28 protein-coding genes are annotated in these 25,217 nt (G+C 73.3%); 17 read left to right on the top strand and 11 right to left on the bottom strand.

Annotated features, from left to right (window positions below; translation table 11 throughout):
- Positions 1 to 21: 21 nt before the first annotated feature.
- Genes OCU29_RS14815 through OCU29_RS14795 form a run of 5 tightly spaced genes read left to right on the top strand, consistent with a single transcriptional unit; the run spans position 22 to position 3,599 of the window.
- Positions 22 to 675, top strand: a complete 654-nt coding sequence (locus OCU29_RS14815; RefSeq protein ID WP_179616788.1) for a sulfotransferase family 2 domain-containing protein — start codon at positions 22 to 24, stop codon at positions 673 to 675.
- A gap of 2 nt (positions 676 to 677) precedes the next feature.
- On the top strand, positions 678 to 1,274 hold the full coding sequence (locus OCU29_RS14810) for a DUF5998 family protein (protein ID WP_179616787.1): 597 nt from the start codon (positions 678 to 680) through the stop codon (positions 1,272 to 1,274).
- Positions 1,271 to 2,392, top strand: a complete 1,122-nt coding sequence (locus OCU29_RS14805; RefSeq protein WP_179616786.1) for an alkaline phosphatase family protein — start codon at positions 1,271 to 1,273, stop codon at positions 2,390 to 2,392. The genes OCU29_RS14810 and OCU29_RS14805 overlap by 4 nt, the downstream gene beginning before the upstream one ends.
- Positions 2,393 to 2,433: 41 nt before the next feature.
- Positions 2,434 to 2,964, top strand: a complete 531-nt coding sequence (locus OCU29_RS14800; protein ID WP_261820518.1) for a hypothetical protein — start codon at positions 2,434 to 2,436, stop codon at positions 2,962 to 2,964.
- Complete coding sequence (locus OCU29_RS14795; RefSeq protein ID WP_261820517.1) at positions 2,961 to 3,599, top strand: GNAT family N-acetyltransferase; 639 nt, start codon at positions 2,961 to 2,963, stop codon at positions 3,597 to 3,599. Before OCU29_RS14800 ends, OCU29_RS14795 begins: the two co-directional genes overlap by 4 nt.
- A gap of 66 nt (positions 3,600 to 3,665) precedes the next feature.
- On the opposite strand, the gene OCU29_RS14790 is transcribed toward OCU29_RS14795, so the two are convergent.
- A complete protein-coding gene (locus tag OCU29_RS14790) occupies positions 3,666 to 5,231 on the bottom strand; it encodes an HNH endonuclease signature motif containing protein (protein WP_261820516.1) in 1,566 nt (521 codons plus the stop codon).
- 417 nt (positions 5,232 to 5,648) lie between these two features.
- On the opposite strand from OCU29_RS14790, the gene OCU29_RS14785 reads away from it, so the two are divergent.
- Positions 5,649 to 6,080 (top strand): SRPBCC family protein, encoded by a 432-nt coding sequence (locus tag OCU29_RS14785; protein WP_179616782.1) that lies wholly within the window; start codon positions 5,649 to 5,651, stop codon positions 6,078 to 6,080.
- Positions 6,081 to 6,087: 7 nt separating this feature from the next.
- Here the strand turns inward: OCU29_RS14785 and OCU29_RS14780 are convergent, their stop codons facing one another.
- Both OCU29_RS14780 and OCU29_RS14775 read right to left on the bottom strand, forming a co-directional pair.
- Positions 6,088 to 6,975, bottom strand: coding sequence for a fructose bisphosphate aldolase (locus OCU29_RS14780; RefSeq protein ID WP_261820515.1), 888 nt, complete (start codon positions 6,973 to 6,975; stop codon positions 6,088 to 6,090).
- A 56-nt stretch (positions 6,976 to 7,031) separates the two neighbouring features.
- On the bottom strand, positions 7,032 to 7,703 hold the full coding sequence (locus OCU29_RS14775) for a thymidine kinase (RefSeq protein ID WP_179616780.1): 672 nt from the start codon (positions 7,701 to 7,703) through the stop codon (positions 7,032 to 7,034).
- A 47-nt stretch (positions 7,704 to 7,750) separates the two neighbouring features.
- Here OCU29_RS14775 and OCU29_RS14770 point away from each other — a divergent pair, with 47 nt between their 5' ends.
- Entirely contained in the window at positions 7,751 to 8,587 is an 837-nt protein-coding gene (locus OCU29_RS14770) for a sulfurtransferase (protein WP_261820514.1), read from the top strand.
- Positions 8,588 to 8,602: 15 nt separating this feature from the next.
- Here OCU29_RS14770 and OCU29_RS14765 read toward each other — a convergent pair whose 3' ends face one another.
- Positions 8,603 to 10,594: an SDR family oxidoreductase gene (locus tag OCU29_RS14765; protein ID WP_261820513.1), complete on the bottom strand. Its 1,992-nt coding sequence runs from the start codon at positions 10,592 to 10,594 to the stop codon at positions 8,603 to 8,605.
- 55 nt (positions 10,595 to 10,649) lie between these two features.
- Positions 10,650 to 11,528 (bottom strand): septation protein SepH, encoded by an 879-nt coding sequence (gene sepH, locus OCU29_RS14760; protein WP_261820512.1) that lies wholly within the window; start codon positions 11,526 to 11,528, stop codon positions 10,650 to 10,652.
- Between the two features lie 127 nt (positions 11,529 to 11,655).
- Between sepH and OCU29_RS14755 the strand changes: the two genes are divergently transcribed.
- Positions 11,656 to 12,291 (top strand): trimeric intracellular cation channel family protein, encoded by a 636-nt coding sequence (locus tag OCU29_RS14755; protein WP_179616776.1) that lies wholly within the window; start codon positions 11,656 to 11,658, stop codon positions 12,289 to 12,291.
- A 10-nt stretch (positions 12,292 to 12,301) separates the two neighbouring features.
- On the opposite strand, the gene OCU29_RS14750 is transcribed toward OCU29_RS14755, so the two are convergent.
- Both OCU29_RS14750 and OCU29_RS14745 read right to left on the bottom strand, forming a co-directional pair.
- Entirely contained in the window at positions 12,302 to 13,600 is a 1,299-nt protein-coding gene (locus OCU29_RS14750; protein WP_261820511.1) for a D-arabinono-1,4-lactone oxidase, read from the bottom strand.
- A 99-nt stretch (positions 13,601 to 13,699) separates the two neighbouring features.
- Positions 13,700 to 14,890, bottom strand: coding sequence for an MFS transporter (locus OCU29_RS14745; RefSeq protein ID WP_179616774.1), 1,191 nt, complete (start codon positions 14,888 to 14,890; stop codon positions 13,700 to 13,702).
- A 94-nt stretch (positions 14,891 to 14,984) separates the two neighbouring features.
- Here OCU29_RS14745 and OCU29_RS14740 point away from each other — a divergent pair, with 94 nt between their 5' ends.
- The 3 genes from OCU29_RS14740 to OCU29_RS14730 all read left to right on the top strand — a co-directional run bounded on the left by OCU29_RS14740 (position 14,985) and on the right by OCU29_RS14730 (position 17,357).
- Positions 14,985 to 16,109, top strand: coding sequence for a ferrochelatase (locus OCU29_RS14740; RefSeq protein WP_261820510.1), 1,125 nt, complete (start codon positions 14,985 to 14,987; stop codon positions 16,107 to 16,109).
- A complete protein-coding gene (locus tag OCU29_RS14735; protein WP_261820509.1) occupies positions 16,106 to 16,939 on the top strand; it encodes an inositol monophosphatase family protein in 834 nt (277 codons plus the stop codon). The genes OCU29_RS14740 and OCU29_RS14735 overlap by 4 nt, the downstream gene beginning before the upstream one ends.
- Before the next feature lie 127 nt (positions 16,940 to 17,066).
- On the top strand, positions 17,067 to 17,357 hold the full coding sequence (locus tag OCU29_RS14730) for a DUF4193 domain-containing protein (protein WP_179616771.1): 291 nt from the start codon (positions 17,067 to 17,069) through the stop codon (positions 17,355 to 17,357).
- A gap of 99 nt (positions 17,358 to 17,456) precedes the next feature.
- On the opposite strand, the gene OCU29_RS14725 is transcribed toward OCU29_RS14730, so the two are convergent.
- Both OCU29_RS14725 and OCU29_RS14720 read right to left on the bottom strand, forming a co-directional pair.
- Positions 17,457 to 17,750, bottom strand: coding sequence for a DUF4235 domain-containing protein (locus tag OCU29_RS14725; RefSeq protein ID WP_179616770.1), 294 nt, complete (start codon positions 17,748 to 17,750; stop codon positions 17,457 to 17,459).
- Between the two features lie 10 nt (positions 17,751 to 17,760).
- Positions 17,761 to 18,246: a DUF3093 domain-containing protein gene (locus OCU29_RS14720; RefSeq protein WP_179616769.1), complete on the bottom strand. Its 486-nt coding sequence runs from the start codon at positions 18,244 to 18,246 to the stop codon at positions 17,761 to 17,763.
- A 51-nt stretch (positions 18,247 to 18,297) separates the two neighbouring features.
- Between OCU29_RS14720 and dut the strand changes: the two genes are divergently transcribed.
- From dut to OCU29_RS14700, 4 genes are read left to right on the top strand one after another with little or no spacing between them, the layout of a single operon-like run.
- Positions 18,298 to 18,765, top strand: coding sequence for a dUTP diphosphatase (dut, locus tag OCU29_RS14715; protein ID WP_370463673.1), 468 nt, complete (start codon positions 18,298 to 18,300; stop codon positions 18,763 to 18,765).
- Positions 18,766 to 18,812: 47 nt separating this feature from the next.
- The gene (locus OCU29_RS14710) at positions 18,813 to 19,517 is read left to right on the top strand and encodes a DUF3710 domain-containing protein (protein ID WP_261820508.1); all 705 of its coding nucleotides are present in this window, start codon (positions 18,813 to 18,815) and stop codon (positions 19,515 to 19,517) included.
- Between the two features lie 6 nt (positions 19,518 to 19,523).
- The gene (locus tag OCU29_RS14705) at positions 19,524 to 19,886 is read left to right on the top strand and encodes an OB-fold nucleic acid binding domain-containing protein (protein ID WP_261820507.1); all 363 of its coding nucleotides are present in this window, start codon (positions 19,524 to 19,526) and stop codon (positions 19,884 to 19,886) included.
- Complete coding sequence (locus tag OCU29_RS14700; protein ID WP_258017001.1) at positions 19,883 to 20,578, top strand: DUF3159 domain-containing protein; 696 nt, start codon at positions 19,883 to 19,885, stop codon at positions 20,576 to 20,578. Before OCU29_RS14705 ends, OCU29_RS14700 begins: the two co-directional genes overlap by 4 nt.
- On the opposite strand, the gene OCU29_RS14695 is transcribed toward OCU29_RS14700, so the two are convergent.
- Together OCU29_RS14695 and OCU29_RS14690 are read right to left on the bottom strand one after the other, a co-directional pair.
- Positions 20,575 to 21,246: a TrkA family potassium uptake protein gene (locus OCU29_RS14695; protein WP_179616766.1), complete on the bottom strand. Its 672-nt coding sequence runs from the start codon at positions 21,244 to 21,246 to the stop codon at positions 20,575 to 20,577. The two genes, OCU29_RS14700 and OCU29_RS14695, sit on opposite strands and share 4 nt — an antisense overlap.
- Positions 21,246 to 21,893, bottom strand: coding sequence for a TrkA family potassium uptake protein (locus OCU29_RS14690; RefSeq protein ID WP_370463675.1), 648 nt, complete (start codon positions 21,891 to 21,893; stop codon positions 21,246 to 21,248). Before OCU29_RS14690 ends, OCU29_RS14695 begins: the two co-directional genes overlap by 1 nt.
- 73 nt (positions 21,894 to 21,966) lie before the next feature.
- Between OCU29_RS14690 and OCU29_RS14685 the strand changes: the two genes are divergently transcribed.
- Together OCU29_RS14685 and OCU29_RS14680 are read left to right on the top strand one after the other, a co-directional pair.
- Entirely contained in the window at positions 21,967 to 24,009 is a 2,043-nt protein-coding gene (locus tag OCU29_RS14685) for an APC family permease (RefSeq protein ID WP_179616764.1), read from the top strand.
- Positions 24,006 to 25,184, top strand: a complete 1,179-nt coding sequence (locus OCU29_RS14680) for a class I SAM-dependent RNA methyltransferase (RefSeq protein WP_261820505.1) — start codon at positions 24,006 to 24,008, stop codon at positions 25,182 to 25,184. The genes OCU29_RS14685 and OCU29_RS14680 overlap by 4 nt, the downstream gene beginning before the upstream one ends.
- Positions 25,185 to 25,217 lie beyond the last annotated feature (33 nt).

Below are 25,217 nucleotides of genomic sequence, written 5' to 3'. Positions count from 1 at the left end.
CTACCCGTATGCTCCGTGACCATGGTGATCTCTGACAGCGCGCGCCTGCTCTTCGTGCACGTGCAGAAGACCGGTGGGTCGACCATCCACAACCGGCTCACGGAGGTCCTGCCCGACGCCCGTCAGGTCAAGGGCGTCGACCGGCACGGCACGCTGGGCCAGATCCTGCGCGCCGAGCCCGAGCTGTCGTCGTACTGGACGTTCGGCATCGTGCGGAACCCGTGGGCCCGGATGCTGTCGTGGTTCCGGATGGTGGAGCGCTTCCGCGACTCCGAGCAGGACGGCGAGCGCCGCCTGGACCGCAAGAACCAGTTCATCCGCTCGGTCGCCGAGACCTGCCCCGACTTCGAGTCCTTCATCATGAAGGGCCTCGACGAGTTCTCGCGGCTGCAGACCCCCCAGTGGCGCTACCTGGCCACCAAGACCCGTCGCGCCGACATGATCGGGCGCCAGGAGAGCCTCGAGGCCGACCTGCGCGCCGTGCAGGCCCGCTTCGACATCCCGTGGGAGCCGCTGAAGAGCGTCAACATCGACCGCACCCGCCCCGACTACAAGCAGGGCCCCGAGCTCGGTGGGCGCGACACCCGCTACCGCAGCGAGTACACCGACGAGATGGCGCGGCGCGTCGAGGCGGCCTTCGCCCGCGACGTCACCGCCTTCGGCTACGAGTTCTGATCATGCGCGCCCGCACCGACGACCGTGACCGCCTGCGCGAGCTGCGCGCCGCGATCGACCGCACCGGCTACTACCCGGAGGTGGTCGGCGAGGGCGTCCAGTCCGCCGTCGCCGGCGAGCAGGTGGTCTCGTTCTTCGTCCACCACGAGCCGACCTTCGAGCACGACGAGGTGCGCCGCCACCTGTCGGTGGTGGTGCTCACCCCGACCCGCCTGGTCCTGGCCCACACCGACGAGCACACCGGCGACGACCTGCTGCCCGAGCCCTACACCTCCACCTCCACCGAGTCGATCCGCCTCAGCGCGGTCCGCTCGGTCGTGGTGACCCGGATGGTCGCCAACCCGACCTCCGGGCCCGGCCACCCGGCCGAGGCCGTGATGACGATCGGGTGGGGCGGCGTGAGCCGCGTCGACCTCGAGCCGGCCGGCTGCAGCGACCCCGAGTGCGACGCCGACCACGGCTACACCGGTGTCCTGGCCCCCGACGACTTCTCCCTGCGGGTCTCGGCCGCCGCCGACGGCAAGGAGGCCGTCGCCGGCCTGCTGGGCTTCGCCGAGTCGCTCTCCGCGCGCACCCACCAGGCGCCCTCGGCGCCGTGACGTTCCTCGCGCCCGGGTACGGCGACCGGTCGCTGGCCGACGTGGTGCCCGCCGTCGGCGCCGCCCTGGGGGTGCGCCTCGACGGTGTCGGCGTCAGCGAGGCGATGGCGCTGCCCGAGGCGCCGGCGTACGTCGTGTTCCTCGTCGACGGGCTCGGCTCGCGGCTCCTGGAGCGCTACGCCCACGTGGCGCCGTACCTCTCCTCGCTGCGCAGCGCGGTGCCGCAGGCGACGGCGGGCGTGCCGTCGACCACCGCGACCAGCCTGACGTCGCTGGGCACGGGCCTGCCGCCCGGCGCGCACGGTGTCGTCGGCTTCACCTCACGGGTGCCGGGCACCGAGCGGCTGCTCAACGCCCTGTCGTGGCCGGCCGACGTCGACCCGGCCGAGTGGCAGCCGCACCCGACCGTGTTCTCGCGGCTGCGGGAGCGCGGGGTGGCGGTGAGCGTGGTCAACAAGCGCGACTTCGCCACCAGCGGGCTGACCCGGGCGGCGCACCGCGGTGCGGAGTTCGTGGGCGCCGACATGGTGGGCGAGCGGATCGCGGCGGCGGTCGCGGCCTCCGACCACGCCCCCGCGCTGACGTACCTCTACGACGGCGACCTCGACTGGACCGGGCACCGCTACGGCGTCGCCTCCACCGAGTGGCTGCAGCAGCTGGCGATGATCGACCACGAGGCCGAGCAGCTGCGCGAGGCGCTGCCGCCCTCGACGCGTCTCGTCGTGGTCGCCGACCACGGGATGGTCGACTCCCCGGCGGGCTCGCGGGTCGACGTCGACACCGTGCACGAGCTGCGCGACGGGCTGGTGCTCTTCGGCGGCGAGGCCCGCTTCCGCCAGCTCTACTGCCAGCGCGGGGCCGTCGACGACGTCGTGGCCACCTGGCGGGGCGTGCTGGGCGACAGGGCCGAGGTGCTGACCCGTGAGGACGCCACCGCGCTGGGCTGGTTCGGCGACGTGTCGTCCGCGGTGCGTCCGCGCATCGGCGACGTCGTGGTGGCCTGCCGCGGGGACGCCGCCGTGGTCTCGAGCGTCGACTGGGCCTACGAGGCCCGGCTGGTGGGCATGCACGGGTCGCTGACGCCCGACGAGATGCTCATCCCGGTCCTGGTGGACTGAGCGGTGCAGGTGGTCGCGGGCGGCGCTGGACCGGTCTCGTCGTGGTGGGCGTCGCGGGTCTCGCCGGGCCCGTGGGGTGCGGGGTCGCGGACGAGCCGCCCGAGAGGCTGTGGTCCAACACGGTGGTGGTGACCGCCGAGGACAGCTCGGAGTTCATGCTCGGTCTCGCCGAGGTCACCTGCCGTGCCGACGGTGAGCGGCTGCTGGTCACATCGGGGGAGGTCTCCCACGAAGGTGGCACCGTGGACTCCGCCGTGCTCGAGGTCTCGGTCGACCCGAGCCGCGTGGAGCCCGGTCGCGACTACCGCCTGGGGTCCGGCGGGGAGGCCTTCCAGGTCTCGGTGCTGGTGCCTGCACCCAGCGCCAACCCGCCGGCTCCGCAGCGCGCCAACCGGGCCACCAGCACCCTGGACGGCTCCGAGGGCACGCTGCGCTTCGAGACGCTCGGCTGCGGCGACGAGCCGGGGGTCAGCCTCACCATCGACGCCGTGCTCGCCAGCGCCTACGACGACCGGGGCCCCGTGCCCGTCGAGGGCGCGCTCTGGGTGACGAACAGCCGCGTGGGGCAGTGAGCCTCGCCCACGTGTGGCCGCTCTTCGGCCTCGAGGTGACGGTCGGCGACCTGAGCCTGCGGTTGCCTCGCGACGAGGAGGTCGCCGCCCTGGCCCGCCTGGCGGGCGACGGCGTCCACCGACCGGACGAGCGGCCCTTCCTGACCCCGTGGACCGAGGGTGGCCCCGAGGCCCGCGCCCGGTTCGTGCTGCGCGAGCACTGGTCCGCCCTCGCCTCGTGGGAGCCGTACGACTGGAGGCTCGGCCTTGCTGTCTTCGTCGACGGCGAGCCGGTCGGGTCGATCACCCTGCGCGCCCGCGACCTCGCCGTCCTCGGCGAGGTCAGCACCTTCTCCTGGCTGGGGCTCGCTCACCACGGCCGGGGCATCGGCACCCGGGCCCGGGCGGGCGTGCTGAGCCTGGCCTTCGACCACCTCGGCGCGCGCTCGGCGACCAGCGAGGTCTTCCCCGACAACCACGCCTCGCAGGGGGTCTCGCGCCGGCTCGGCTACGAGCCCGACGGCGTCTCCTGGGGTGTGCGGGGCGACGAGGCCCTCCTGTCCGACCGGCTCCGGCTGACCCGCGAGCGCTGGGCCGGGGCGCCCGAGCCGGTCGAGGTACGCGGCCTGGACGCCTGCCGGTCGTACTTCGGCTGACTCTCCGGACGTGCCGGTGCCCCCGTCGCGGTGGTGCTGCGGCGGGGGTGTGGCGAGTCGGCTGGTTCACACGGGCCGGGTGGGTGGTCTGGGTGCTTGGCCGAGGTCGGTGGTGCGCTGTGGTTCGACGAGGTACTGGTAGCGGTGCGGGCTGGTCCAGAGGAACCCGGTGGGGGTGGGTCGGTAGGTCCAGGTCGTGTGGGTCTTGGCGCGGTGGTGGCGTCGGCAGAGGGTCGCGAGGTTCGAGGTGGTGGTCTGGCCGGGTGGGCCGCCGGGGTCGTAGGTGCTGATGTGGTCGAGGTCGGCGTGGGGTTCGTCGGGGCGGCGGCGTCGGGCGCGGCGGGTGCAGTGGGGGAAGACGCAGCGGGGGTGGCGTTGCCGGGTCTGCTCGGCGAGCCGCTCGCTGGGGGTGTAGCCGTCGGTGGTGAGTTCTTCGGTCAGGTCGATCGGGCGGCGGGGGTGGGGTCGGAGGTCGGGGTTGCTGGCGAAGCCGCGGATGTCGTCGGCGGTGACCTGGCTGCGGGTTTGGCGGTCGGTGTGGCGGTTGGCGCGGCGGTTGATCTGGCGGAAGGGGTGTTCGTAGGCCTCGGGGTCTGAGCCGCCGCCGGTGATGGTGCGGTAGGTGACGTGGGTGCCGGGGACGCGGAGCCATTCGCAGACCTGGTCGACGCCGACGAAGCTGCGGGTCTCCTCGATGCGGGCGAGGTGGAGCCCGGCGGAGAGGTTGTTGGACCTGAGGGTGGTGGGGTCGATGCCGGCCAGGGCGGTGTCGGTGAGGTGGACGTTGAGGACGACTTGGCGTGCCGGCACCCGCGGCGCAGGCTCGCCGGCCTCGTCGTCGCTGGGGTTGCTGGTGCTGGTGAGGTCGAGGGTGGTCTGGGTGCGGGCGAGGATGCCGAGGGCCATGCTGCGGCGGACGTCGAGGGGCTGGTCGGAGCCGGCCAGCGCCAGGTTGCGGGCTTCGCGGGTGACGGCGTTGTCGAGGTCGAGGGCGTCGGCGAGGTCGAGGCAGCCGATCACGTCGACCACTCCGTCGATGCACTGCCCGCCGGTGGTGGCGGTGTCGAGGTGGATGTCGAGCTTGCGGTCCTCGGCGGCGATGGCTCGTTTGTCTTCTGCGGTTTCGGGGTCGAAGCGGCACAGCGCTTCTTCGACGAGGCGTCCCAGGACGGCGTAGGAGCAGGTGTGGGCGACGCCGGCGAGGTGGTGGTCGACCCAGGCGGCGGCCTCGATTGGGAGGCCGAGGGTGGCCTCGGCGATGCGGCGGGCGCGCCAGACCGGTACTCGGCCGGTGACCACCGCGGTGTGGAGGCGGGGGAGTCGGTAGCGGGTCTCGACGACGTGGGCGACGTAGCGCACGGCTGCGTCGGCGGACATCCCGAGGGCGGTGCCGTACTCGATGATCGCGAACTCCGAGACCCTCGGCGCGCCGGGCCCGGCGATGGCAACGGGCATGTCGGTGCCGGGCAGGACCGCGGCGTGGGTGGGGTCGAAGGTGGTGTGCATGGCTGCGTACGTGCAGGTCGCTTCGTACATCGCGACCTCGGCGGCGTCGCGGGCCGCACGCTGGGAGCGGGCGTGGGCGAGGACCGCGTCGGCGGTGTCGCAGCGCTCGAGCTCCTGAAGGGTCATGCCCCTATTCTAGTCGAACGTGCGTTCGAGTCAAGGGTCTGTCGGAGTCTGTGGAAGGCCATGACGGGTCGTCGTGGAGGCCCTGGGCGCACCCCCACGACCTGCGGTGGGGAGATGTCGGTTCGGTGGTCGCGGGGTCTCGACGACGCGCGTCGCTGGCGCTCCTTGCTGCTCGACCAACGGGAGCGGCGTACGTCGAGGGGGGCTGGCGTCGGCGCGGCGGTTGCGGGGTCTCGGCGACGCGCGTCGCTGGCGCTCCTTGCTGCTCGACCAACGGGCGCGGCGTACGCCGGGGGAAGTGGCGCCGGGTCGGCGGGAGACCGGGGAGGTGGTCACCCGCGGGGGTGGACGTGGGGCGGGGCTGGGTGGGTATCGAGAAGGTGGACAGCAACCACGACGAAGCCAAGGGAGCACACCGTGCCGTCAGTCGAGCGCACCGTCACCGTCGACCAGCCGATCCAGAAGGTCTGGGACTACCTCAGCGACTTCCGCAACAGCGAGGAGTGGGACCCGCCGTCGGTGAGCACGGAGCGGACCAGCGGCGACGGGGGAGTCGGGACGACGTACCACAACGTCTCGAAGTTCCTCGGCTCCGAGCAGGAGGTCGACTACACCGTCACCCAGCACGAGGCGCCGCACACCTTCCAGCTCAAGGGCGACGCGGGGTCGATCCAGCTGCTCGACACGATCACCTTCGAGGAACGGAACGGGCGCACGTCGGTGACCTACCACGCCGAGTTCGACCCGCAGGGTGCCGCCAAGCTGGCCGAGCCCCTGATGCCTGCAGGTCTCAAGTTGCTGGCCGACAAGGTCGCCGCCAGCATGGAGGAGCACCTCAGCAAGCTGTGAGCGACGCTCAGGTGGAGGACGCCTCGGCGATCGCCGCGATCGAGGCGTCGAGGGCGGCGTCGAACTCGGCGTCGTCCATCTGCGCGGTCAGCCCCTCGGTGAGCGCGCGCGAGAAGCTGGCGATGACCCCGGGGTTCCGGGCGAGGCGGGCGACCGCCTCGTCGCGGGTGTAGCCGCCGGACAGGGCGGCCACCCGCAGGACACGGGGGTGCTCGAGCAGGCGGGTGTGCAGCCCGTCCTGGTCGGGCAGGGTCGGCTTCAGCACCACGTCCTGGCCCTCGTCGAGGCCGTCGAGGTGCTCGAGCAGGGTCGCGTCGACCAGCTCGTCGGTGGCGGCCTTGCGCGGGCTCGCGATGTCGACCTCCGGCTCGATGATGGGCACCAGCCCCGCGGCCAGGACCTGCCGGGCGACCGCGAGCTGCTGGGCCACCACCGCCTCGACCCCCGCCGCGTCGTCGGTCAGCACCACCGAGCGCATCTTGGTGCCGAAGACGCCGTGCCCCTTGGCCCGCTCCAGAACCTCGTCGAGGCCCGGCATGGGCCGCATCAGCCTGGCCCCGTGCGCCTCGTCCTCGAGCCCCTTGTCGATCTTGAGGAACGGCACCACCTGCTTCTCCTGCCACAGGTACTCCGCCGAGCCGCGACCCTCGATCTCGCGGTCCATCGTCTGCTCGAAGAGGATGGTGGCCAGGACGCGGTCGCCGCCGAAGACCGGGCTGGTGATGATCCGGGTGCGCATCCGGTGCACGAGGTCGAACATCGTCGCCTCGTCGTCGTACGCCGTCTCGTCGAGGCCGTAGAGCCGCAGCGCCTTCGGCGTGCTGCCGCCGCTCTGGTCGAGCGCGGCGACGAAGCCGCTGCCGGTCCTGACACGGGCGAGCATCTCGGGGTCCATCTGCCCACCCTCACCCGCCGGCACGCCGGGCGGGAGGGACGTTGGTCCCGGACGGCTCAGCCGAAGGGCAGCGGCTCGGGCGCCAGCGAGACCGCCTTGGCGCGCGCGGCGGTGAGCCGGCGGCGGTGGTGCTGGCGGCAGAGCACCTCGTAGGCCACGTCGGCGTCGGCGTCCGAGGTGGGCGTGGGGGTCTCGGCGGCCTCGACGTCGCCGACGACGATCACCTCGCCGTCGGTGACCATCACGCCGTTCTCGGTGCGTGCGTTGTGGGTGGCGCGCTTGCCGCACCAGCACAGCGCCTCGACCTGCAGCACGTTCATCCGGTCCGCGAGCTCGACCAGGCGCCCGGAGCCCGGGAACAACTGGGTGCGGAAGTCGGTGAGGATGCCGAAGGCGAAGACGTCGATCTGCAGCTCGTCGACGATCTTGGCCAGCTGGTCGACCTGGTCGCGGGTGTAGAACTGGGCCTCGTCGCAGATCACGTAGTCGATGCGGGTGCCCTGGGTGAGGCTGTCGACGACGTGGCGCCAGAAGTCGAAGTCGGCGTCGACCTCGAGCGCCTCGTGGGTCAGCCCGAGCCGGCTGGAGATGCGACCCTGGCCGGCCCGGTCGCGGGTGACGAAGATCCGCCCCTGCCGCCCGCGGGCGGCGTGGTTGTGGTTCGTCTGGAGCGCCAGGGTGCTCTTGCCCGAGTCCATGGTCCCGGTGAAGAAGTGCAGTTCGGCCACGGGGCGCGATCCTCTCACGAGCCGACCCGTGCGGCACGATGGGCGCCATGAGCAGTCCTCTCATCAGCGCCCCCGTGCTCCGCGGCCTCCTCGACGACCCGCACGCGCCCGTCGTGACGCTCCTCGACGTCCGCTACCGCCTCGGTGGCCCCGCCGGGCCCGGCCAGCACGCCGAGGGCCACCTGCCCGGGGCGGCGTACGTCGACCTCGACACCGACCTGGCCGCGCCGCCCGCGACCACCCCCGACGGCGGCGGGCGGCACCCGCTGCCGACCACCGAGGCCTTCGAGGCCGCGATGCGCCGCCTCGGCGTCGACGACGGCCGGCCCGTGGTCGTGTACGACGACTGGTCGGGGCTCGCCGCGAGCCGGGCCTGGTGGCTGCTGCGCCACCACGGCCACCGCAACGTGCGGGTCCTCGACGGCGGCTGGGCCGCGTGGCTCGCCGCCGGCGGCCCGGTGGAGACCGGTCCGGTCGACCCCGCGCCCGGCGGCTTCACAGCGCGACCCGGGCAGATGCCCGTGGTGGCTCTCGACGACGTCCTCGACGTCGACGTGCTGGTCGACGCCCGCGCCCCCGAGCGCTACCGCGGCGACGTCGAGCCGATGGACCCGGTCGCGGGCCACGTGCCCGGCGCGGTCAACGTGCCGACGACGACCAACCTGACCTCGGCCGGGACCTTCCGAGACGCCACCACGCTGCGTGCGCTGTACGCTGCCGAGGGCGTCGCGCCCGGCGCCGACGTCGCGGCGTACTGCGGCTCGGGCGTCACCGCCTGCCACGACGTGCTGGCCATGGAGCTGGCCGGCATCCGTGCGGCGCTCTACCCCGGCTCGTGGAGCGAGTGGAGCGCCGACCCGCAGCGGCCCGTCGAGCGGGGCTGACCCGGCGAGGGGTGCCTACCAGTGCACGCCCTTGAAGATCTTGGCCAGCATGATCTGCTCGCTCTCGCGGGTCCCGCCCGAGCCCTCGCCCTTGGCCGCGGCCGAGTCGGGGAAGACGTGGTAGGCCATGTTGAGCAGCCGGAAGGTCAGCTTGGGCGCCAGCGTGTGCATCACCGCGCCGGCGTTGCCCAGCAGCGTGTTGATCTCGTGGGGCCGCCCGACCATCGCCTCGACCACCAGGTCGGCCGCCTGCGCCGGTGAGATCGTGGGGAACTTGTCGTAGATCTTGGTCGGCGCGATCATCGGGGTGCGCACCAGCGGCATGTGGATGCCGGTGAAGGTGATGCCGTCGCCGACGAGCTCGGAGGCCACCACGTTGCTCCACGAGTCGAGCGCCGACTTCGAGGCGACGTACGCCGAGAACCGCGGCGGGTTGGTCTGGACGCCGATCGAGCTGACGTTGACCACGTGCCCGCGCTTCTGCTCCTGCATGGTCGGCAGCAGGCCCATCACCAGGCGGATCGCGCCGAAGTAGTTGAGCTGCATGGTGCGCTCGAAGTCGTGGAAGCGGTCGTGGGACAGGCGCAGCGAGCGACGGATCGAGCGGCCCGCGTTGTTGACCACGTAGTCGACCGAGGGCAGCTCGCTCGCCAGCTGCTCGCACAGCCGGTCGATCGCCTCGAGGTCGGAGAGGTCGCACGGGTAGACCAGCGCCTGCCCGCCGCGCACCTCGATCATGGCGCGCACCTCCTCGAGCTTGTCCTTGCCGCGCGCGACCAGCACCGGCACGCCGCCGGCTTGGGCGACCTTGTGGGCGGTGACCTGGCCGATGCCGGAGGAGGCGCCGGTGATGACGACGTACTTGCCCTGCAGCGCCGCGCGGATGCGCGGGTCGCGGGCGGTCGTCTCGTCGAGGTGCTCCTCCCAGTAGGAGTAGAGGGTGCGGGCGTAGGACTCGAGGTCGGGCACGGCGATCCCGGACCCGGCCAGCGCCCGCTCGGTGCGGCGGGAGTCGAAGACGGCGGTGAAGCTCGTGTGCGCCAGCACCTCGGCCGGGACGCCGACGCGGCTGGTGACCAGGTCGAGCACCGCCTGCAGCGCGCCGTTCTTGCCCACGGCGTTGAGCAGCCCCGAGGGCTGGACCGCGCGCGGCAGGCGACGGGTCAGGCCGCGGTCGAGGCCGGTGGCGAAGGTCGGGGCGCCGGCCGCGGCGCAGAAGGCGTTGATCATCTCCACCACGGGCTGCGGCTCGGGGTTGACCAGGTGGAAGGCCTCCCCGTCACGGCCCGGCAGGTGGGCGAGGTGGTCCATCGCGCGGGCGACGTAGTCGACCGGCACCACGTTGGTGTCGCCCATGTCGACCCCGGCCAGCGGCAGCCAGGCCGGCAGCACGTCGCGCATGGTCTTCATCAGCCCGAAGAAGTAGTAGGGCCCGTCGACCTTGTCCATCGCGCCGGTCTGGGAGTCGCCGACCACGATGGAGGGCCGGTAGACCCGCCACGGCACGCTGCCCTCCTCGCGCACGATGCGCTCGGACTCGAACTTGGTGCGGTGGTACGGCGAGGGCAGGTGCTGGCCCTCGTCGAACATCGTCTCGTCGAAGGTGCCGCGCAGCTCCCCGGCCGCGGCCACCGAGCTGACCTGGTGGAAGCAGCCGACGTCGAGGTCGCCGGCCAGGGCCAGCGCGTGGCGGGTGCCGCCGACGTTCATCGCCTCGTTGGTGGCGTCGTCGGCGGTCATGTCGTAGATCGCGGCGAGGTGGAAGAAGTGCTCGACCTGCCCCCGGTGCTCGGCCACCCAGGCCGGGTCGACGCCGAGCGCCTCGGTGGCGAGGTCGCCGACCACGGGGGTCACCCGGTCGGTGCCCCAGTGCCGGATGAGGGCCTCCATGCGGGGCAGCGAGCTCTCGCGCACCAGCACGAAGACCTCGCCCTCGCGGTGGTCGAGGAGCTCCTCCACGAGGAATCGGCCGATGAAGCCCGTGGCGCCGGTCACGAAGTAGGACATGGGCGGACCCTACTCGTCAGGACCCCCCGGTGGGAGGCCCAGCGACCAGCTGCTGCTACTCCGGCTTGCCGCCGCCGAACATGATCTCGTCCCAGCTCGGCACCGAGGCGCGACCACGGCTCTTGCGCACCGGCCGGCGCACCGGCGCCTCGGGCTGCGGCTCGGGCTCGGGCTCGGGTGCCGCCTCCGCGGCGGGCTCCGGCTCCGGCGCGGGCTCAGGCTCAGGCTCCGGCTCCGGCTCGGGGGAGACCATGCCGATCGCGTCGTCACCCAGCGGCAGCTCCTCGTCGTCGAGGGAGACCCGCCGACGCGCCCGCGCCTGCTGGAGGTCGTCGAGCGGGGCGGGCAGCGTGGCCGTGGCGATGACCTCGCCCACCAGCCAGCGGGCGTCCTCGTCGTCGAGCAGCACGTAGTTGCCGGGCATGTCGTAGGTGAAGTGCGCCAGGCCGCTGCGCGGACGGGTCTCGAACTCGGCGCTCAGGGTCCAGCGGCCGTCCTCGCGACGCCAGGCGTCCCAGGTCACCACGTCGGGGCCGACGTGCTCGGCGCGCAGGTGGGCCTCGACCGCCTCGCCCAGGGTGCGGGCGCCGTCGGCGCCGGCGGTGCGGCGCACCGAGCTGCGCTGGGCGCGCTGGGCGACGTGCTCGCGCTCGGCGAGCACCGGGCCGGCGTACGGCATGATCTTCTCGACGCTCGTCTGGGCCGCGTCGGCGACGGCCTCGGGGGTCTCGCCCGCCCGGATCCGTGCCTGGATGTCGCGAGGGCGCAGGACGCTGTCCATCTTCATCTCCAACTGGCCGAGTCGTGAGGAATCGCCGCGCAGGGCGGCGCGGAGCCGGGCGTCGACGTCGAGGTCGTGCTCGACACCGGTGTCGTCGACCAGGAGCAGGCGCTTCCCGTCCTCGCTCACCCCCGCGAGGGTCAGGTGCACCATGTCCGGTCCACCTCCTCGTCCACCGGTGCCGGCGACGTGCCGACAACTGCGCTGAGCCTACGCCAGCAGGGGCCCCGACCGTGGACGCCGTGCCCTGCGCAGCGCGGGTCGTGGGTAGCCTCGCCGGGTGCCACCTGTCGAGCCCGCTCCCACCCTGGTCGTCCTCGACCTCATCGGCATCTTCGTGTTCGCGATCTCCGGGGCCCTGGTCGCGGTGCGCAAGGAGCTCGACCTCTTCGCCGTGCTGGTGCTCGCGGGCACCACCGGCCTGGGCGGCGGCTTCCTGCGCGACGTCCTCATCGACGCCACCCCGCCCGCGGCGCTGGCCGACTGGCGCTACCTGCTGGTGCCGGTGGGGGCCGGGCTGCTGGCCTTCGTCTACCACCCGACGCTGGGCCGGATGGAGCGGCTGGTGACGGTCTTCGACGCCTTCGGCCTGGCGCTCTTCTGCGTCGCGGGCGCCCTCAAGGCCGTCGACTACGGGCTGGGCCCGCTGCCGGCCGCGCTGCTGGGGATGGTCACCGGCATCGGCGGGGGCATGGTGCGCGACGTGCTCGCCGGGCGGGTGCCGATCATCTTCCGCGGCGAGCTCTACGCGACCCCGGCGCTGGCCGGGGCGATGGTGGCGGTGCTGATGGAGCGCGGCGGGCTGCCGGTCGTCGTGGCGGCGCTGACCGGGGCCACGGTCTGCCTGGCGTGGCGGCTGCTGGCGATGTGGCGCGGCTGGCAGGCACCCCTGCCCCGGGGCTCCGCCAGCGTCTGAGCGGTCGGGGTCAGTCGCCGAGCACCCGGCGCAGGTAGGCGTTGGTGAGGACCCGGTCGGGGTCGAGCCGATCGCGCACCGCCAGGAACTCCTCGAAGCGCGGGTAGGCCGGCGCGAGGTCGTCGGCGGTGCGGGTGTGCAGCTTGCCCCAGTGCGGGCGCCCGTCGTGGGCGCGCATGATCGGCTCGAGCAGCGCGAAGTACTCCTCGTGCGGCACCGAGCGGTGGGTGTGGAAGGCCAGGTACGTCGAGTCGCGGCCCGAGGCGGTCGAGAGCGGCACGTCGTCGGCGGGGGCGGTGCGCACCTCGACCGGGAAGCTGATCCGCAAGCCGGAGGCCTCGATCGCCGCCCGCGCCTCGCGCAGCGCGGCCAGGCCGGCCTCGCGCGGCACGGCGTACTCCATCTCGCGGAACACGACCGAGCGCCGCGCGGTGAAGACACGGTGCGCCACGTCGCTGTAGGTGCGCTCGGAGAGCATGGTCGAGCTCGCCCGGTTGATCGGCGGCACGAGGCGCGGGACCCGGGCCGAGAGCGCCGTCAGCGCCCCGAACGCGGTGTTCTGGAGCAGGTCGTCGTCGAGGCGGTGCCGCCAGCGGGGGAGCGGGCGGGCCTCCTCGAGCGGCACGTCGAGCCGGTCGTTGCACTTGGCCTGCACCCGGTCGGTGTGGGGGAACCAGTAGAGGTCGACGTGGTGGTGGGCGGCCACGAGGTCGTCGAAGGACTCCAGCGCCTCGCCCCAGCCCAGCGGCTGCTCGTGCGCCTCGAGCACGAAGAGGGGCTCGACGGCGAAGGTGAGCGTGGTCAGGACGCCGAGGGCGCCCAGCCCCACCCGGGCCACCGCGAGCACGTCGGGGTGGTGCGCGGCGTCGGCGCGCAGCACCTCGCCGGTGCCGGTGACCATCTCGAGCCCCACCACCTGCGCGGCCAGCCCGGCGGCGACGCCACCGGTGCCGTGGGTGCCGGTCGAGACGGCCCCCGCGAGGGTCTGCTCGGCGATGTCGCCCATGTTGTGCAGGCTCAGCCCCAGGCCCTCCAGGGTCGCGTTGAGCACGTGCAGGGGGGTGCCGGCCAGGGCGGTGACCGTCATCGCCTCCCGGTCGACCGCGACCACCCCGCTCATCGAGGTGGGGCTGAGCATCGTGTGCTCGGGTGCGGCGATGCCCGTGAAGCTGTGGCCGGTGCCGACCATCTTCACCGTCGAGCGCTCCTCGCGCGCCCGCTGCACGAGGCCGACCACGTCGTCGACGTCGCGCGGCTCGGCCACCCGCACCGGGTGGGTGGTCTCGGTGCCCGACCAGTTCTGCCACATGGGTGGGACGCTAGCGCGTGCCGCGGTGGCACGATGCCGTCATGCTCTGGACAGTCCTCGCCCTGCTCGTGCTCGTGCCGCTCGCCGCCTGGGCGGGGATCAGGATCCTGCGCGACCCGCACCGGAAGTGAGCGTCTGGGCCGCCAGCACGGCCAGCAGCCCGGCGCCGAGCGAGACCAGGTAGGCCGTCGAGGCGCCCGAGGCGTCGACGACCAGGCCCGACAGCGTCGCCCCGGGCGCGACGCCGGCGACCAGCCCGGTCTGCACCACCGACATGCCCTCGGTGAGCCGGCTGCGCGGCATCGTGGCCTCGGTCAGCGACATGGTGGCGATCATCGTCGGCGCGATCGCGGCGCCGCCGACCAGCAGCACCAGGCCCATCAGCGGCAACGAGCCGACGAAGGGCAGCGGGGCCATCGCTGCGGCCATCGCGAACGCGCCCCACTTCAGCCGGGTGGCCGGGCCGGCCCGCCAGATGACGGCGCCCGTCACCACGCCCGAGACCAGGCTGCCCAGCGCCCACAGGGCGAGCAGGCCGCCGGCCCACACCGGGCTGCCCTGCTCGTCGGCGAAGGCGATCGTGGTGACCTCGGCGGCGCCGAAGAGCACCCCGAGCATGAACGAGACGGCCGCCAGCGGCACCAGCGTGCGCCACGGCAGCGGCGGTCGGGGGCCGGTGGTGCGGTCGTGGGGCTGGGTGGGCGGCTCGGTGCGCCGCTGGGCGGCGAAGAGCAGCCCGCCGAGGGTGCCGAAGACCATCGCGGAGCCCAGGCCGGCCACCGGGTGCACGGCGGTGGCGAGCACGGTGACCAGGATCGGGCCGAGGATGAAGCACGCCTCGTCGACCACGGCCTCGAGCGCGAACGCGGTCTGCACGTCGGCGGGCGCGTCGAGCACGTGCGACCAGCGCGCCCGCACGCACGAGCCGATCTGGGGCAGCGTCGCGCCGGCCAGCGCCGCGGCGGCGTACGTCGCCGCGACCGGCCACCCGTCGCGCACCGACCAGATCAGCGTGGTCAGCGCGAGGCCGAAGACGACGCTGGCCACGGCCAGCACCCGGCCCTGGCCGAGCCGGTCGACCAGGCGGCCCTGGGCGATGGCCAGCAGCGCGTTGGCGAGCATGTAGGCCGCCGAGACGGCCCCGGCCAGGCCGTAGGAGCCGGTCGAGGCCTCGACGAGGAGCACGATGCCCAGGCCGACCATGCTGATCGGCAGGCGCGCGAAGAACCCGGTGAGGCTGAACCGCAGGGCACCGGGACGACCCAGCACGCGGGCGTACGACGTGAACATCCGAGCGGAGCGTAAGCCCGGGTGATCACCGCCGGCGAATCCCTCGCCGACGACACCTGGAGGGGGTGAGAGGGGTCCTCCCTACGATGGCGGCATGGCGACTCCCGACGTGCGTCCCTACGACGCTCTCCTGCTCGTTTCCTTCGGCGGCCCGGAGGGGCCCGACGACGTGGTGCCGTTCCTCGAGAACGTGACCCGGGGCCGGGGCATCCCGCGCGAGCGGCTGGTGGAGGTGGGCCAGCACTACCACCTCTTCGGCGGCCGCTCGCCGATCAACGACCAGTGCCGCGAGCTGAAGGCGGCCATCGAGGCCGACCTCGCCGAGCACGGCATCGACCTGCCCGTCTACTGGGGCAACCGCAACTGGGACCCCTACCTGACCGGGACGCTGCAGCAGATGGCCGACGACGGCGTCACCCGCGCCGCGTGCTTCGTCACCAGCGCCTACTCGTCGTGGTCGTCGTGCCGGCAGTACCGCGAGAACCTGTACGACGCCGTCGACGCGCTGCCGGGCGGGGTCGAGGGCTCGCCGGTGCACCTCGACAAGCTGCGCCACTACTTCAACCACCCGGGCTTCGTGGAGCCCAACGTCGACGCGACCCTGGCGGCCCTGGCCGACCTGCCCGACGACGTGCGCGAGGGTGCGCGCCTGGTCTTCGTGACCCACTCGATCCCGACGTCGATGAACGAGAGCAGCGGCGACCCGGAGGCGACCTACGAGGGCGGCGGCGCCTACGTCGCCCAGCACCGCGACGTGGCCCGGGTCATCACCGAGCGGGTGGCCGCCGAGACCGGCACCACCCACGAGCACGACCTGGTCTTCTGCTCGCGCAGCGGCGCGCCGCACGTCCCGTGGCTGGAGCCCGACATCAACGACCACCTCGAGGCGCTGCGCGACCAGGGCGTGCCGGCCGTGGTGATGGTGCCCGTGGGCTTCGTCTCCGACCACATGGAGGTCATCTACGACCTCGACACCGAGGCCGTCGAGACCGCCGAGCGGATCGGCCTGCCGGTGCGCCGCGCCGCCACCGCCGGCACCGACGCGCGCTTCGTGGCCACCGTGCGCGACCTGCTGGTCGAGCGGGCCACCGTCGAGCGCGGCGAGGAGGTCGCCCGCGCCGCCGTCGGCGACACCGGGCCGATGTGGGACGCCTGCCCGGTCGGCTGCTGCGCCAACCCGCGCGCCGAGCGCCCGGCGCTGTGCGGTCGCGGGGCGTGAGCGCACCCGCGCCGCAGGAGCTGCGCGACCTCGCGGTCGCGGTGGCGCGCTCGGCCGCCGCTCTGGTCCGCGAGCAGCGGCGGGGCGGGGTCGAGGTCGCCGACACCAAGAGCAGCGCGGTCGACGTGGTCACCGAGACCGACCGCGCCAGCGAGGAGCTGGTGCGCCGGCTGCTGCTCGAGGCCCGGCCCGGCGACGCCGTGCTGGGCGAGGAGGGCGACGACGTCGTCGGTACCTCCGGGGTGCGCTGGGTCGTCGACCCCATCGACGGCACCGTGAACTTCCTCTACGGCCTGCCCCAGTACGCCGTCTCCGTCGCGGCCGAGGTCGAGGGCCCGCAGGGTCCCGAGGTGGTCGCCGGGGTGGTGCTCAACGTCGCCACCGGTGTCGAGTACGCCGCCCACGTCGGCCCGCAGGGCCCGGTCGCGACCCGCGACGGCCGGCCGATCGGCGTACGCCGGGTGGTGCCGCTGTCGCAGACGCTGGTGGCGACGGGGTTCTCCTACGACAGCGAGGTGCGCGAGCGGCAGGCGCGCTCGCTGACGCACCTGCTGCCGCGGGTGCGCGACATCCGCCGGCTCGGCTCCTGCGCGCTCGACCTGTGCGGGGTGGCCGAGGGCAGCCTCGACGCCTACGTCGAGGAGGGCGTGCACCTGTGGGACCACGCCGCCGGCGCCCTGGTGGCGCGCGGGGCCGGCGCCCGCACCGAGCTGATGACCGGGGCCAGCGGGCGTGACCTGCTGCTGTGCGCCCCCGCGGGCTCCTTCGAGGAGTTCCGTGCGCTGGTCCTGGAGGCGGGCTACGCCGGGTACCCCACATCGGGGGAATAACGGATGTGTCATCTGCTGTTCTCGCCTGCGCCGACCGGCCGGTGTATCCAGGTCGGCGTCCATGGTGCACAATCTGCGCCCGACGACACACACAGTCACACGAGACCACGAGGGGAGTGAGGCGACGATGGCCACCGACTACGACGCACCGCGCAAGAACGAGGAAGACCAGTCCGAGGAGAGCATCGAGGAGCTCAAGGCTCGCCGCCACGACAAGAACTCCGGCAAGGTCGACGAGGACGAGACCGAGGCCGCTGAGTCCTTCGAGCTCCCCGGCGCCGACCTGTCGCACGAGGAGCTGGCGGTGGAGGTGAAGCCCAAGCAGGAGGACGAGTTCACCTGCATGAGCTGCTTCCTGGTGCACCACCGCTCGCAGCTGGCCGACGAGAAGAAGATGATCTGCCGCGACTGCGTCTGACCCACGCGCGCGAGACCTGCGAAGGCCCGGCCCCCCTCGAGGGGGGACCGGGCCTTCGGCGTCGTCGGGGCTGGTGCGGGCTGATCGGGGCTGCGGCGGCTACTGGCCGTCCTTGACCAGCGGCGGGGGCAGGTGGCCGGTGGAGCGCGCGTAGTACTCCGCGGCCCGGCGCTGCGCCAGCATCCGCGCCAGCGAGGCGACCGCGCCGGTGGTGAGGGCCCAGGTCACGGCCTCCCACCAGTCGATGTCGGGGTCGGCCGGGTTGGCCGGGGGCTTGCGGCGCGCCGCCGTCTTCCAGGACGCCTCGAGCGCCTTGCGTGCCACGATCGCCGCCCCCACCGAGGAGCCGAGCGACATGAGGGACCAGACCTTGGAGCTGTCACCGGATGCCATGGCCGTGACCCTACCCACTGCTCCCGGAGGGCGGGGCCACCCGTGGGGAGGCGGCCTCGAGGGCGGCCACCAGGGCCTCGGGCCGGCGGCTGCTGAGCAGCCAGTAGGGCGTCGGGTCGGCCGGGTCCTCGACCACCACCCGCACCGAGCGCTTGCGGTAGGGGCGCAGCAGCAGGAACGCGCGGGCGTCGGCCTCGACGCCGGCGGCGCGGCGGGCGGCCTCGGGGTCGAGCGCCTCGGCGGCGCCGAGGTGGCGCACGTCGATGCGGGCGCGCCCGGCGCGCAGCACCCCGTCGGAGAGGCTGATGACGGGGGAGCCGTAGGCGAGCAGGAGCGCGGCCATCAGGGCCACCGCCACGCCGGTGATCGCCCAGGCCAGCGGCTCGGGGACGGCCACGACGACCGCCAGCCACAGGCTGGCGACCAGCATCGTGCCCTGCACCCACCAGCGCAGCGGCACGGAGAGTCGCTCGCGGTAGTCGGAGGTCGCGTCCACACCGCGATTCTTCCACCCGTGCGGGCGGGGCGATGACCTAGGGTCCCGGTCGTGGATGACTCCCTGCCGCCCGAGCTGCCGGTGCAGGTGGTGCGCCTCGACGCCGACCTGCCGCTGCCGTCGTACGCCCACCCCGGCGACGCGGGGGCCGACCTGCTCACCACCGTCGACGTGCGCCTCGAGCCGGGGGAGCGGGCCCTGGTGCCGACCGGCATCGCGATCGCCCTCCCCGCCGGGTACGTCGCGCTGGTGCACCCCCGCTCCGGGCTGGCCGCCCGGCACGGGGTCTCGATCGTCAACACCCCCGGCACCGTCGACGCGGGCTACCGGGGGGAGGTCAAGGTCCTGCTGGTCAACCTCGACCCGCGCGAGCGGGTCGAGCTGCGTCGTGGCGACCGGGTGGCGCAGCTGGTCGTGCAGCGGGTCGAGCGCGCGCGCTTCGTGGAGGTGGCGGCGCTGCCTTCGTCGCTGCGAGGTGACGGGGGATACGGTTCGACTGGTGGGTTCGCCTCGTCCTGAGGTCGTGGACCCGCCCGATCCGCCCAGACACCCGAGGAGCCCCGCCCGTGAAGTTCCGCCGCAAGTCCGACGCCACCGAGCCCGCCGGGGCCGACGAGGCATCGAAGGAGACGCCGGGGGCCGCCCCCGAGGGCCCCTTCGACGCGGCTGACCTGCCGGAGGTGCCCGAGGGCCTGCAGCGCATCGACCTCGGCTCGCTGCTGGTCGTGGCCCCCGAGGGCCTCGAGCTGCGGCTCCAGGTCGACGAGGCCACCGAGCAGATCCAGGCCGTCCTCCTCGCGGGCGCCGACGGTGCGCTCGAGCTGCGCGCCTTCGCCGCCCCCCGCGGCGGCGACCTGTGGGGCGACGTGCGCCCGCAGATCGCGGCCGACATGGTCCAGCGCGGCGGCACCGCGACCGAGCAGGAGGGCCGCTACGGCACCGAGCTGCTCTGCGAGCTGACCCGCACGATGCCCGACGGGCGCACCGGCAAGCAGCTCTCGCGCATCGTGGGCGTCAACGGCAACCGCTGGATGCTGCGCGCCACCCTGATCGGGGCCCCGGCGCGGGGCACCGACATCGCCGAGCCCTGGCTCAGCGCGCTGACCCAGGTCGGTGTGGAGCGTGGCCAGGGCGCCATGCCGGTCGGCGAGGCGCTCGACCTGGTCATGCCCGAGGGTGCGCGCCGCGTCGGCCCGGCGGTGCCTCCCGGCACCAAGGACGCGCGCGGGCGCACCACCGAGGACCCGCACTTCGGCCACGACCACGACTGAGGGACCATGCCCGAGAAGAGCCGCCTGCGCCGCAGCATCAGCCGCTGGGCCAACAGCTCGGACCAGGAGGCGCGCGACCTGCGCCGCACCTACACCGAGCCGGGCACCGACTGCATCGCCGATGCGGCCGACCGCTCGATGGTGCGTCTGCGCGGCACGCTGCGCACCGTCACGCTGCGCCCGCGCGGCGGGGTGCCGGCGCTGGAGGCTGAGCTCTTCGACGGGTCCGGGTCGATCACGGTCGTGTGGCTGGGCCGGCGCCGCATCGCTGGCATCAACCCGGGCGTGGCGATGGCGGTCGAGGGCCGCATCGGCACCCAGGACGGCGTCCGCGTCATCTTCAACCCGCGCTACGAGCTGATCCCGTGAGCACCGCCGACGTCGAGACCGTCGAGTCGGTCGTCCGCAGCCAGCTCGCCAGGGCCCTCGGCGGGCGCCGGGGCATGGTCGAGGCGGCCGTGCCGACGCTGCTGTTCACGGTGGTCTGGCTCAGCACCAAGCAGCTGCAGACGGCGCTGGTCGTCAGCGTCGCGGCCGCGGTGCTCGCGCTCGTGGTGCGCCTGGTGCAGCGCTCGACGGTGCAGTTCGCCGTCAACGCGCTCTTCGGCATCGGCATCGGCTGGTTCTTCGTCACCATGGCCGCGCGCCGGGGCGGCAGCGAGGACGAGCAGGCGCTGGCCTACTTCCTGCCCGGCATCCTCTACAACGGCGGGTACGCCGTGGTCCTGTCGCTGACCGTGCTGGTCGGCTGGCCGCTGGTGGGGTTCATGGTCGGCAGCGTCACCGGCGACGCCACCGCCTGGCACTCCGACAAGCAGGTGGTGCGCCTGACCAGCACCCTGACCTGGCTGCTGGCCGCGCCCTGCGTGCTGCGCGTGGTCGTGCAGGGCCCGATCTGGCTCGGCGGGTGGTCGGAGGCGATCGCCGCCGAGACCGCGATCGCGGTCCTCGGCGTGCTGAAGATCGTGCTCGGCTGGCCGCTGCAGCTCGCGGCGCTGGCCACGATGATGTGGGTGCTGAGCCGCAACCACACGCCCGTCGAGGCCGTCCCGCGCGACTAGCCGCCGTGGGTGGAGGGCGCGAGCAGCCGCTCGAGCTCGTCCTCCTTCTCGGCCGGCACCACGAGCAGCAGCTCGTCGCCCGACTCCACCGGCTGCTCGGGCGTCGGCACGTAGACCTGCCCGTCGCGCAGGATGGTGACCAGCGCGCAGTTCTCGGGCAGCGGGATCAGCCCGCTGGGCTTGCCGACGTACGGCGAGTCCTCGGGCAGCGTCATCTCGACCAGGTTGGCCTTGCCCTGGCGGAAGGTGAAGAGCCGCACCAGGTCGCCGACGCTGACGGCCTCCTCGACCAGCGCCGACATGATGCGCGGCGTCGAGACGTTGACGTCGACGCCCCAGGCCTCGCTGAAGAGCCACTCGTTGTTGGGGTGGTTCACGCGCCCGACGGTGCGCGGCACGCCGAACTCGGTCTTGGCCAGCAGCGAGGCGACCAGGTTGGCCTTGTCGTCGCCGGTGGCCGAGATCAGCACGTCGCAGCGCTCCAGGCGCGCCTCGGTCAGTGAGGACATCTCGCAGCAGTCGGCCAGCAGCCACTCGGCGTCGGGGACGCGCTCGGGCTTGATGGAGGCTGCGTTCTTGTCGATGAGCAGGACCTCGTGGCCGTTCGTGATCAGCTCACGGGCGATCGAGCGGCCCACGGCGCCCGCTCCGGCGATGGCGACGCGCATCAGTTCTCCTCCGGGCCGTTCTCGAGCCGTTCGTAGGTGTGCGCCGCGTTCTCCTCGCGGATCACCAGGTGCAGCATGTCGCCCTCCTGCAGGACGGTCTCGCGCACCGGCAGCATGCCCTCGCCGAGCCGGTCGATCCAGGCGATGCGGCTGCGGCTCTGGACCTGCAGGTCGATGGTGCGGCTGCCGATCCAGATCTCGGGCACGGTGATGTGGTCGACGCGGATGGTGCCGCTGGGGTCGCGGAAGTCGGGCTCGGCGCCGGCGGGCAGGATGCGGCGCAGCACCTGGTCGGCGGTCCACTTCACGGTGGCGACCGTGGTGATGCCCAGGCGCTGGTAGACCTCGGCGCGACCCGGGTCGTAGATGCGCGCCACGACCTGCTGGATGCCGAAGGTCTCGCGCGCGACCCGGGCGGCGATGATGTTGGAGTTGTCGCCGCTCGAGACGGCCGCGAAGGCGTCGGCGCGGCGGATGCCGGCCTTCTCCATGACCTGCTGGTCGAAGCCGATCCCGGCGACCTTGTCGCCGTTGAAGGCGGGCCCGAGGCGTCGGAACGCGTCGGGCTCGCTGTCGATGATCGACACCGTGTGGTTCCGGTCCTCGAGGCTGTTGGCCAGGGTCGAACCCACCCGGCCGCAGCCCATGATCACAACGTGCACGAGGCCACGGTAGCCGCAAGGGCCGCTCGGGGGCGCCGGTGCCGTAGCCTTCCCGCTCGTGAGTGTCGGAGACGTCTCCAAGCGGATCCTCCTGGGGCGCAAGCTGCGCAGCTCCCAGCTGGGGGAGACGCTGCTCCCCAAGCGCATCGCGCTGCCCGTGTTCGCCTCCGACGCGCTGTCGTCGGTGGCCTACGCGCCCGACGAGGTCTTCATCATGCTCTCGCTGGCCGGCGCGTCGGCGTACGTGTGGTCGTGGAAGGTCGCGCTGGCGGTCGCGGTCGTGATGGCCGCGGTGATCGCCTCCTACCGCCAGACCGTGCACGCCTACCCCTCCGGCGGCGGAGACTACGAGGTGGCCAAGGTCAACCTCGGGGTCACCGCCGGGACGACGGTGGCCAGCGCGCTGCTCGTCGACTACGTGCTCACGGTGGCGGTCTCGATCTCGGCGGGCGCGCAGTACGCCGCCTCCGCGGTGCCGGCGCTGAGCGGGCACGAGGCCACCTTCGCCTGCGGGCTGGTGCTGCTGCTGATGGCGATGAACCTGCGCGGCATCCGCGAGTCGGGGGCGTTCTTCGCGGTGCCGACGTACGCCTTCATGGTCGCGATGGGCGTGATGGTCGGCTGGGGCCTGTGGCAGTGGTGGAACGACGACCTGCTGGCCGCCGAGAGTGCCGACATCACGATCACGCCGGCCAGCGGCTTCGAGGAGCCGCTGACGACGATCGGCCTGATGCTCCTGCTGGCCCGGGCCTTCTCCTCGGGCGCGGCGGCGCTGACCGGTGTCGAGGCGATCTCCAACGGGGTGCCCGCCTTCCGACGCCCCAAGAGCCGCAACGCTGCCACGACCCTGGCGCTGCTGGGCGCGATCGCGATCGCGATGATGATCAGCGTCATCGTGCTGGCCCGCGAGATCGGCGTGCGCCTGGTCGACCCCGACGAGTTCGACCGGCTCTCGCGCGGCGGCGCGCCGCTGCCCGAGGACTACGACCAGCACACGGTGATCTCGCAGATCGCCGAGTCGGTCTTCAACGGCTTTCCGCCGGGCTTCTACTTCACCGTCACCGTCACCGGCATCATCCTGGTGCTGGCGGCCAACACGGCGTTCAACGGCTTCCCGGTGCTCGGCTCGATCCTGGCCCAGGACGGCCTGGCCCCCCGGGCGCTCGGCTCGCGCGGCGACCGGCTGGCCTACTCCAACGGCATCGTCTTCCTCGCCGGCATGGCGATCGCCCTGATCTGGCTCTTCGACGCCGAGCCCACCCGGCTCATCCAGCTCTACATCGTGGGTGTCTTCGTCTCCTTCAACCTCTCGCAGCTCGGCATGATCCGGCACTGGACGCGCGAGCTGCAGAGCGAGACCGACCCGGGGGCGCGGCACCGGATGCAGCGCTCGCGGCTGATCAACACGATCGGCCTGGCCTTCACCGCCGTCGTGCTGGTGATCGTGCTCATCACCAAGTTCCTGGCCGGTGCCTGGATCACCATCCTGGCGATGGGCATCTTCTTCGTGCTCATGCGCGGCATCCACCAGCACTACGAGCGGGTGGCCGCCGAGCTCGCCGCCGACGAGGAGGACCGGGTGCTGCCCACCCGGGTGCACGCGATCGTGCTGGTCTCCAAGCTGCACAAGCCCACGCTGCGGGCGCTGGCCTTCGCGCAGGCCAGCCGGCCCAACACCCTCGAGGGCGTCTACGTGGCCACCGACAGCGTCGCCACCGCCCGCCTCATGGAGGAGTGGGACGAGCGCCGGATGGACGTGCCGCTCAAGGTGCTGCACTCGCCCTACCGCGAGCTGGTGCGCCCGGTGGTGGAGTACGCCACCGAGATCCGGCGCGCCAACCCGCGCGGCGTCGTCGCCGTCTACATCCCCGAGTACGTCGTCGGGCGCTGGTGGGAGCAGCTGCTGCACAACCAGACCGCGCTGCGGCTCAAGGGCCGCCTGCTCTTCACCCCCGGCGTGATGGTCACCTCGGTGCCCTACCAGCTCCAGTCGTCGCAGATCGCGCGCGAGCGGGAGGCCCGCGACGAGTTCCGGGTGCGCCCCGGCGACCTGCGCAGCGGCCGGGTCGACCCGCGCGGCAAGCGGGGGTCGCGCCGGTGAGCCGCCACCCGCGCGCCCGGCGCCAGCGCGGCCGCTCCCGGGTCGGCGAGCGCTTCGAGGTCGAGGTCGGGCCGGTCGCGCACGGCGGCCACTGCGTGGCCCGGGTGCCCAGCAGCACCGCCCCCGACGCCCCGCTGCGGGTGGTCTTCGTGCGCCACGCGGTGCCGGGGGAGCGGGTGGTCCTGCAGATCACCGAGGGCACCGACGGCGACACGTTCTGGCGCGCCGACGCGGTCGAGGTGCTCGAGGCCTCGCCCGAGCGGGTCACGCCGCCGTGCCCCTTCGCCGGCCCCGGGCTCTGCGGCGGTTGCGACTTCCAGCACGTCTCGCTGCCCCACCAGCGCGCGCTCAAGACCGCCGTGGTGCGCGAGCAGCTCGCGCGGCTGGCCAAGATCGAGAGCGACGTCGAGGTCGAGGCCGTCGCCGGCGACCTGCCCGAGCAGCTCGCGGGCCTGCGCTGGCGCACCCGGGTCTCGTACGTCGACCTCGGGGACGGACGCCGCGGGATGCGCAAGCACCGCTCGCGCGCGGCCGTCGAGGTCGACGACTGCCGCATCGCCCACCCCGACGCCCGCGAGCCGGCTCCGGGCTCGGTGGAGGAGGAGGTCGCCCTCGGTGCGGGGGAGCACCGCTTCGCCGTGGCCGCCGACGGCTTCTGGCAGGTGCACCCCGGGGCGCCCGCCACCCTCGTGAGCACCGTCCTGGAGATGCTGGAGCCGGCCGCGAGGGAGCGGGTGCTCGACCTCTACGCCGGTGTCGGCCTCTTCGCGCGCTTCCTCGCCGACGCGGTCGGCCCCGAGGGCGAGGTCGTGGCCGTCGAGGGCGACCGCACCGCGAGCCTGCACGCGCGCACCAACCTCGCCGGCGCCCCGGCCCGTGTCGAGACCGCCTGCGGCGATGTCGCCGATGTGCTGGCGTCGTCGTACGACGAGCCGTTCGACCTGGTGGTGCTCGACCCGCCCCGTGAGGGCGCCAAGCGGGCCGTCGTCGACGCCGTGGTGGCCCGGTCGCCGCGCCGGATCGCCTACGTGGCCTGCGACCCCGCAGCGCTCGCGCGGGACCTCGGGCTGCTGGCCGAGCGGGGGTACGAGCTGCGCGGGCTGCGGGCCTTCGACCTCTTCCCGATGACGCACCACGTCGAGTGCGTGGCTGTGCTGGAGCGACCTGGTCCCTGACCGTGGCGACGCGATCGCTTAGCCGGCCCAGGT

This window comes from Nocardioides sp. OK12, from assembly GCF_024341885.1.
Taxonomy (GTDB): Bacteria; Actinomycetota; Actinomycetes; order Propionibacteriales; family Nocardioidaceae; genus Nocardioides; species Nocardioides marinisabuli.
The sequence above is the reverse complement of the archived record's forward strand: the minus strand, read 5'-3'. Positions and strand labels throughout refer to the sequence as shown.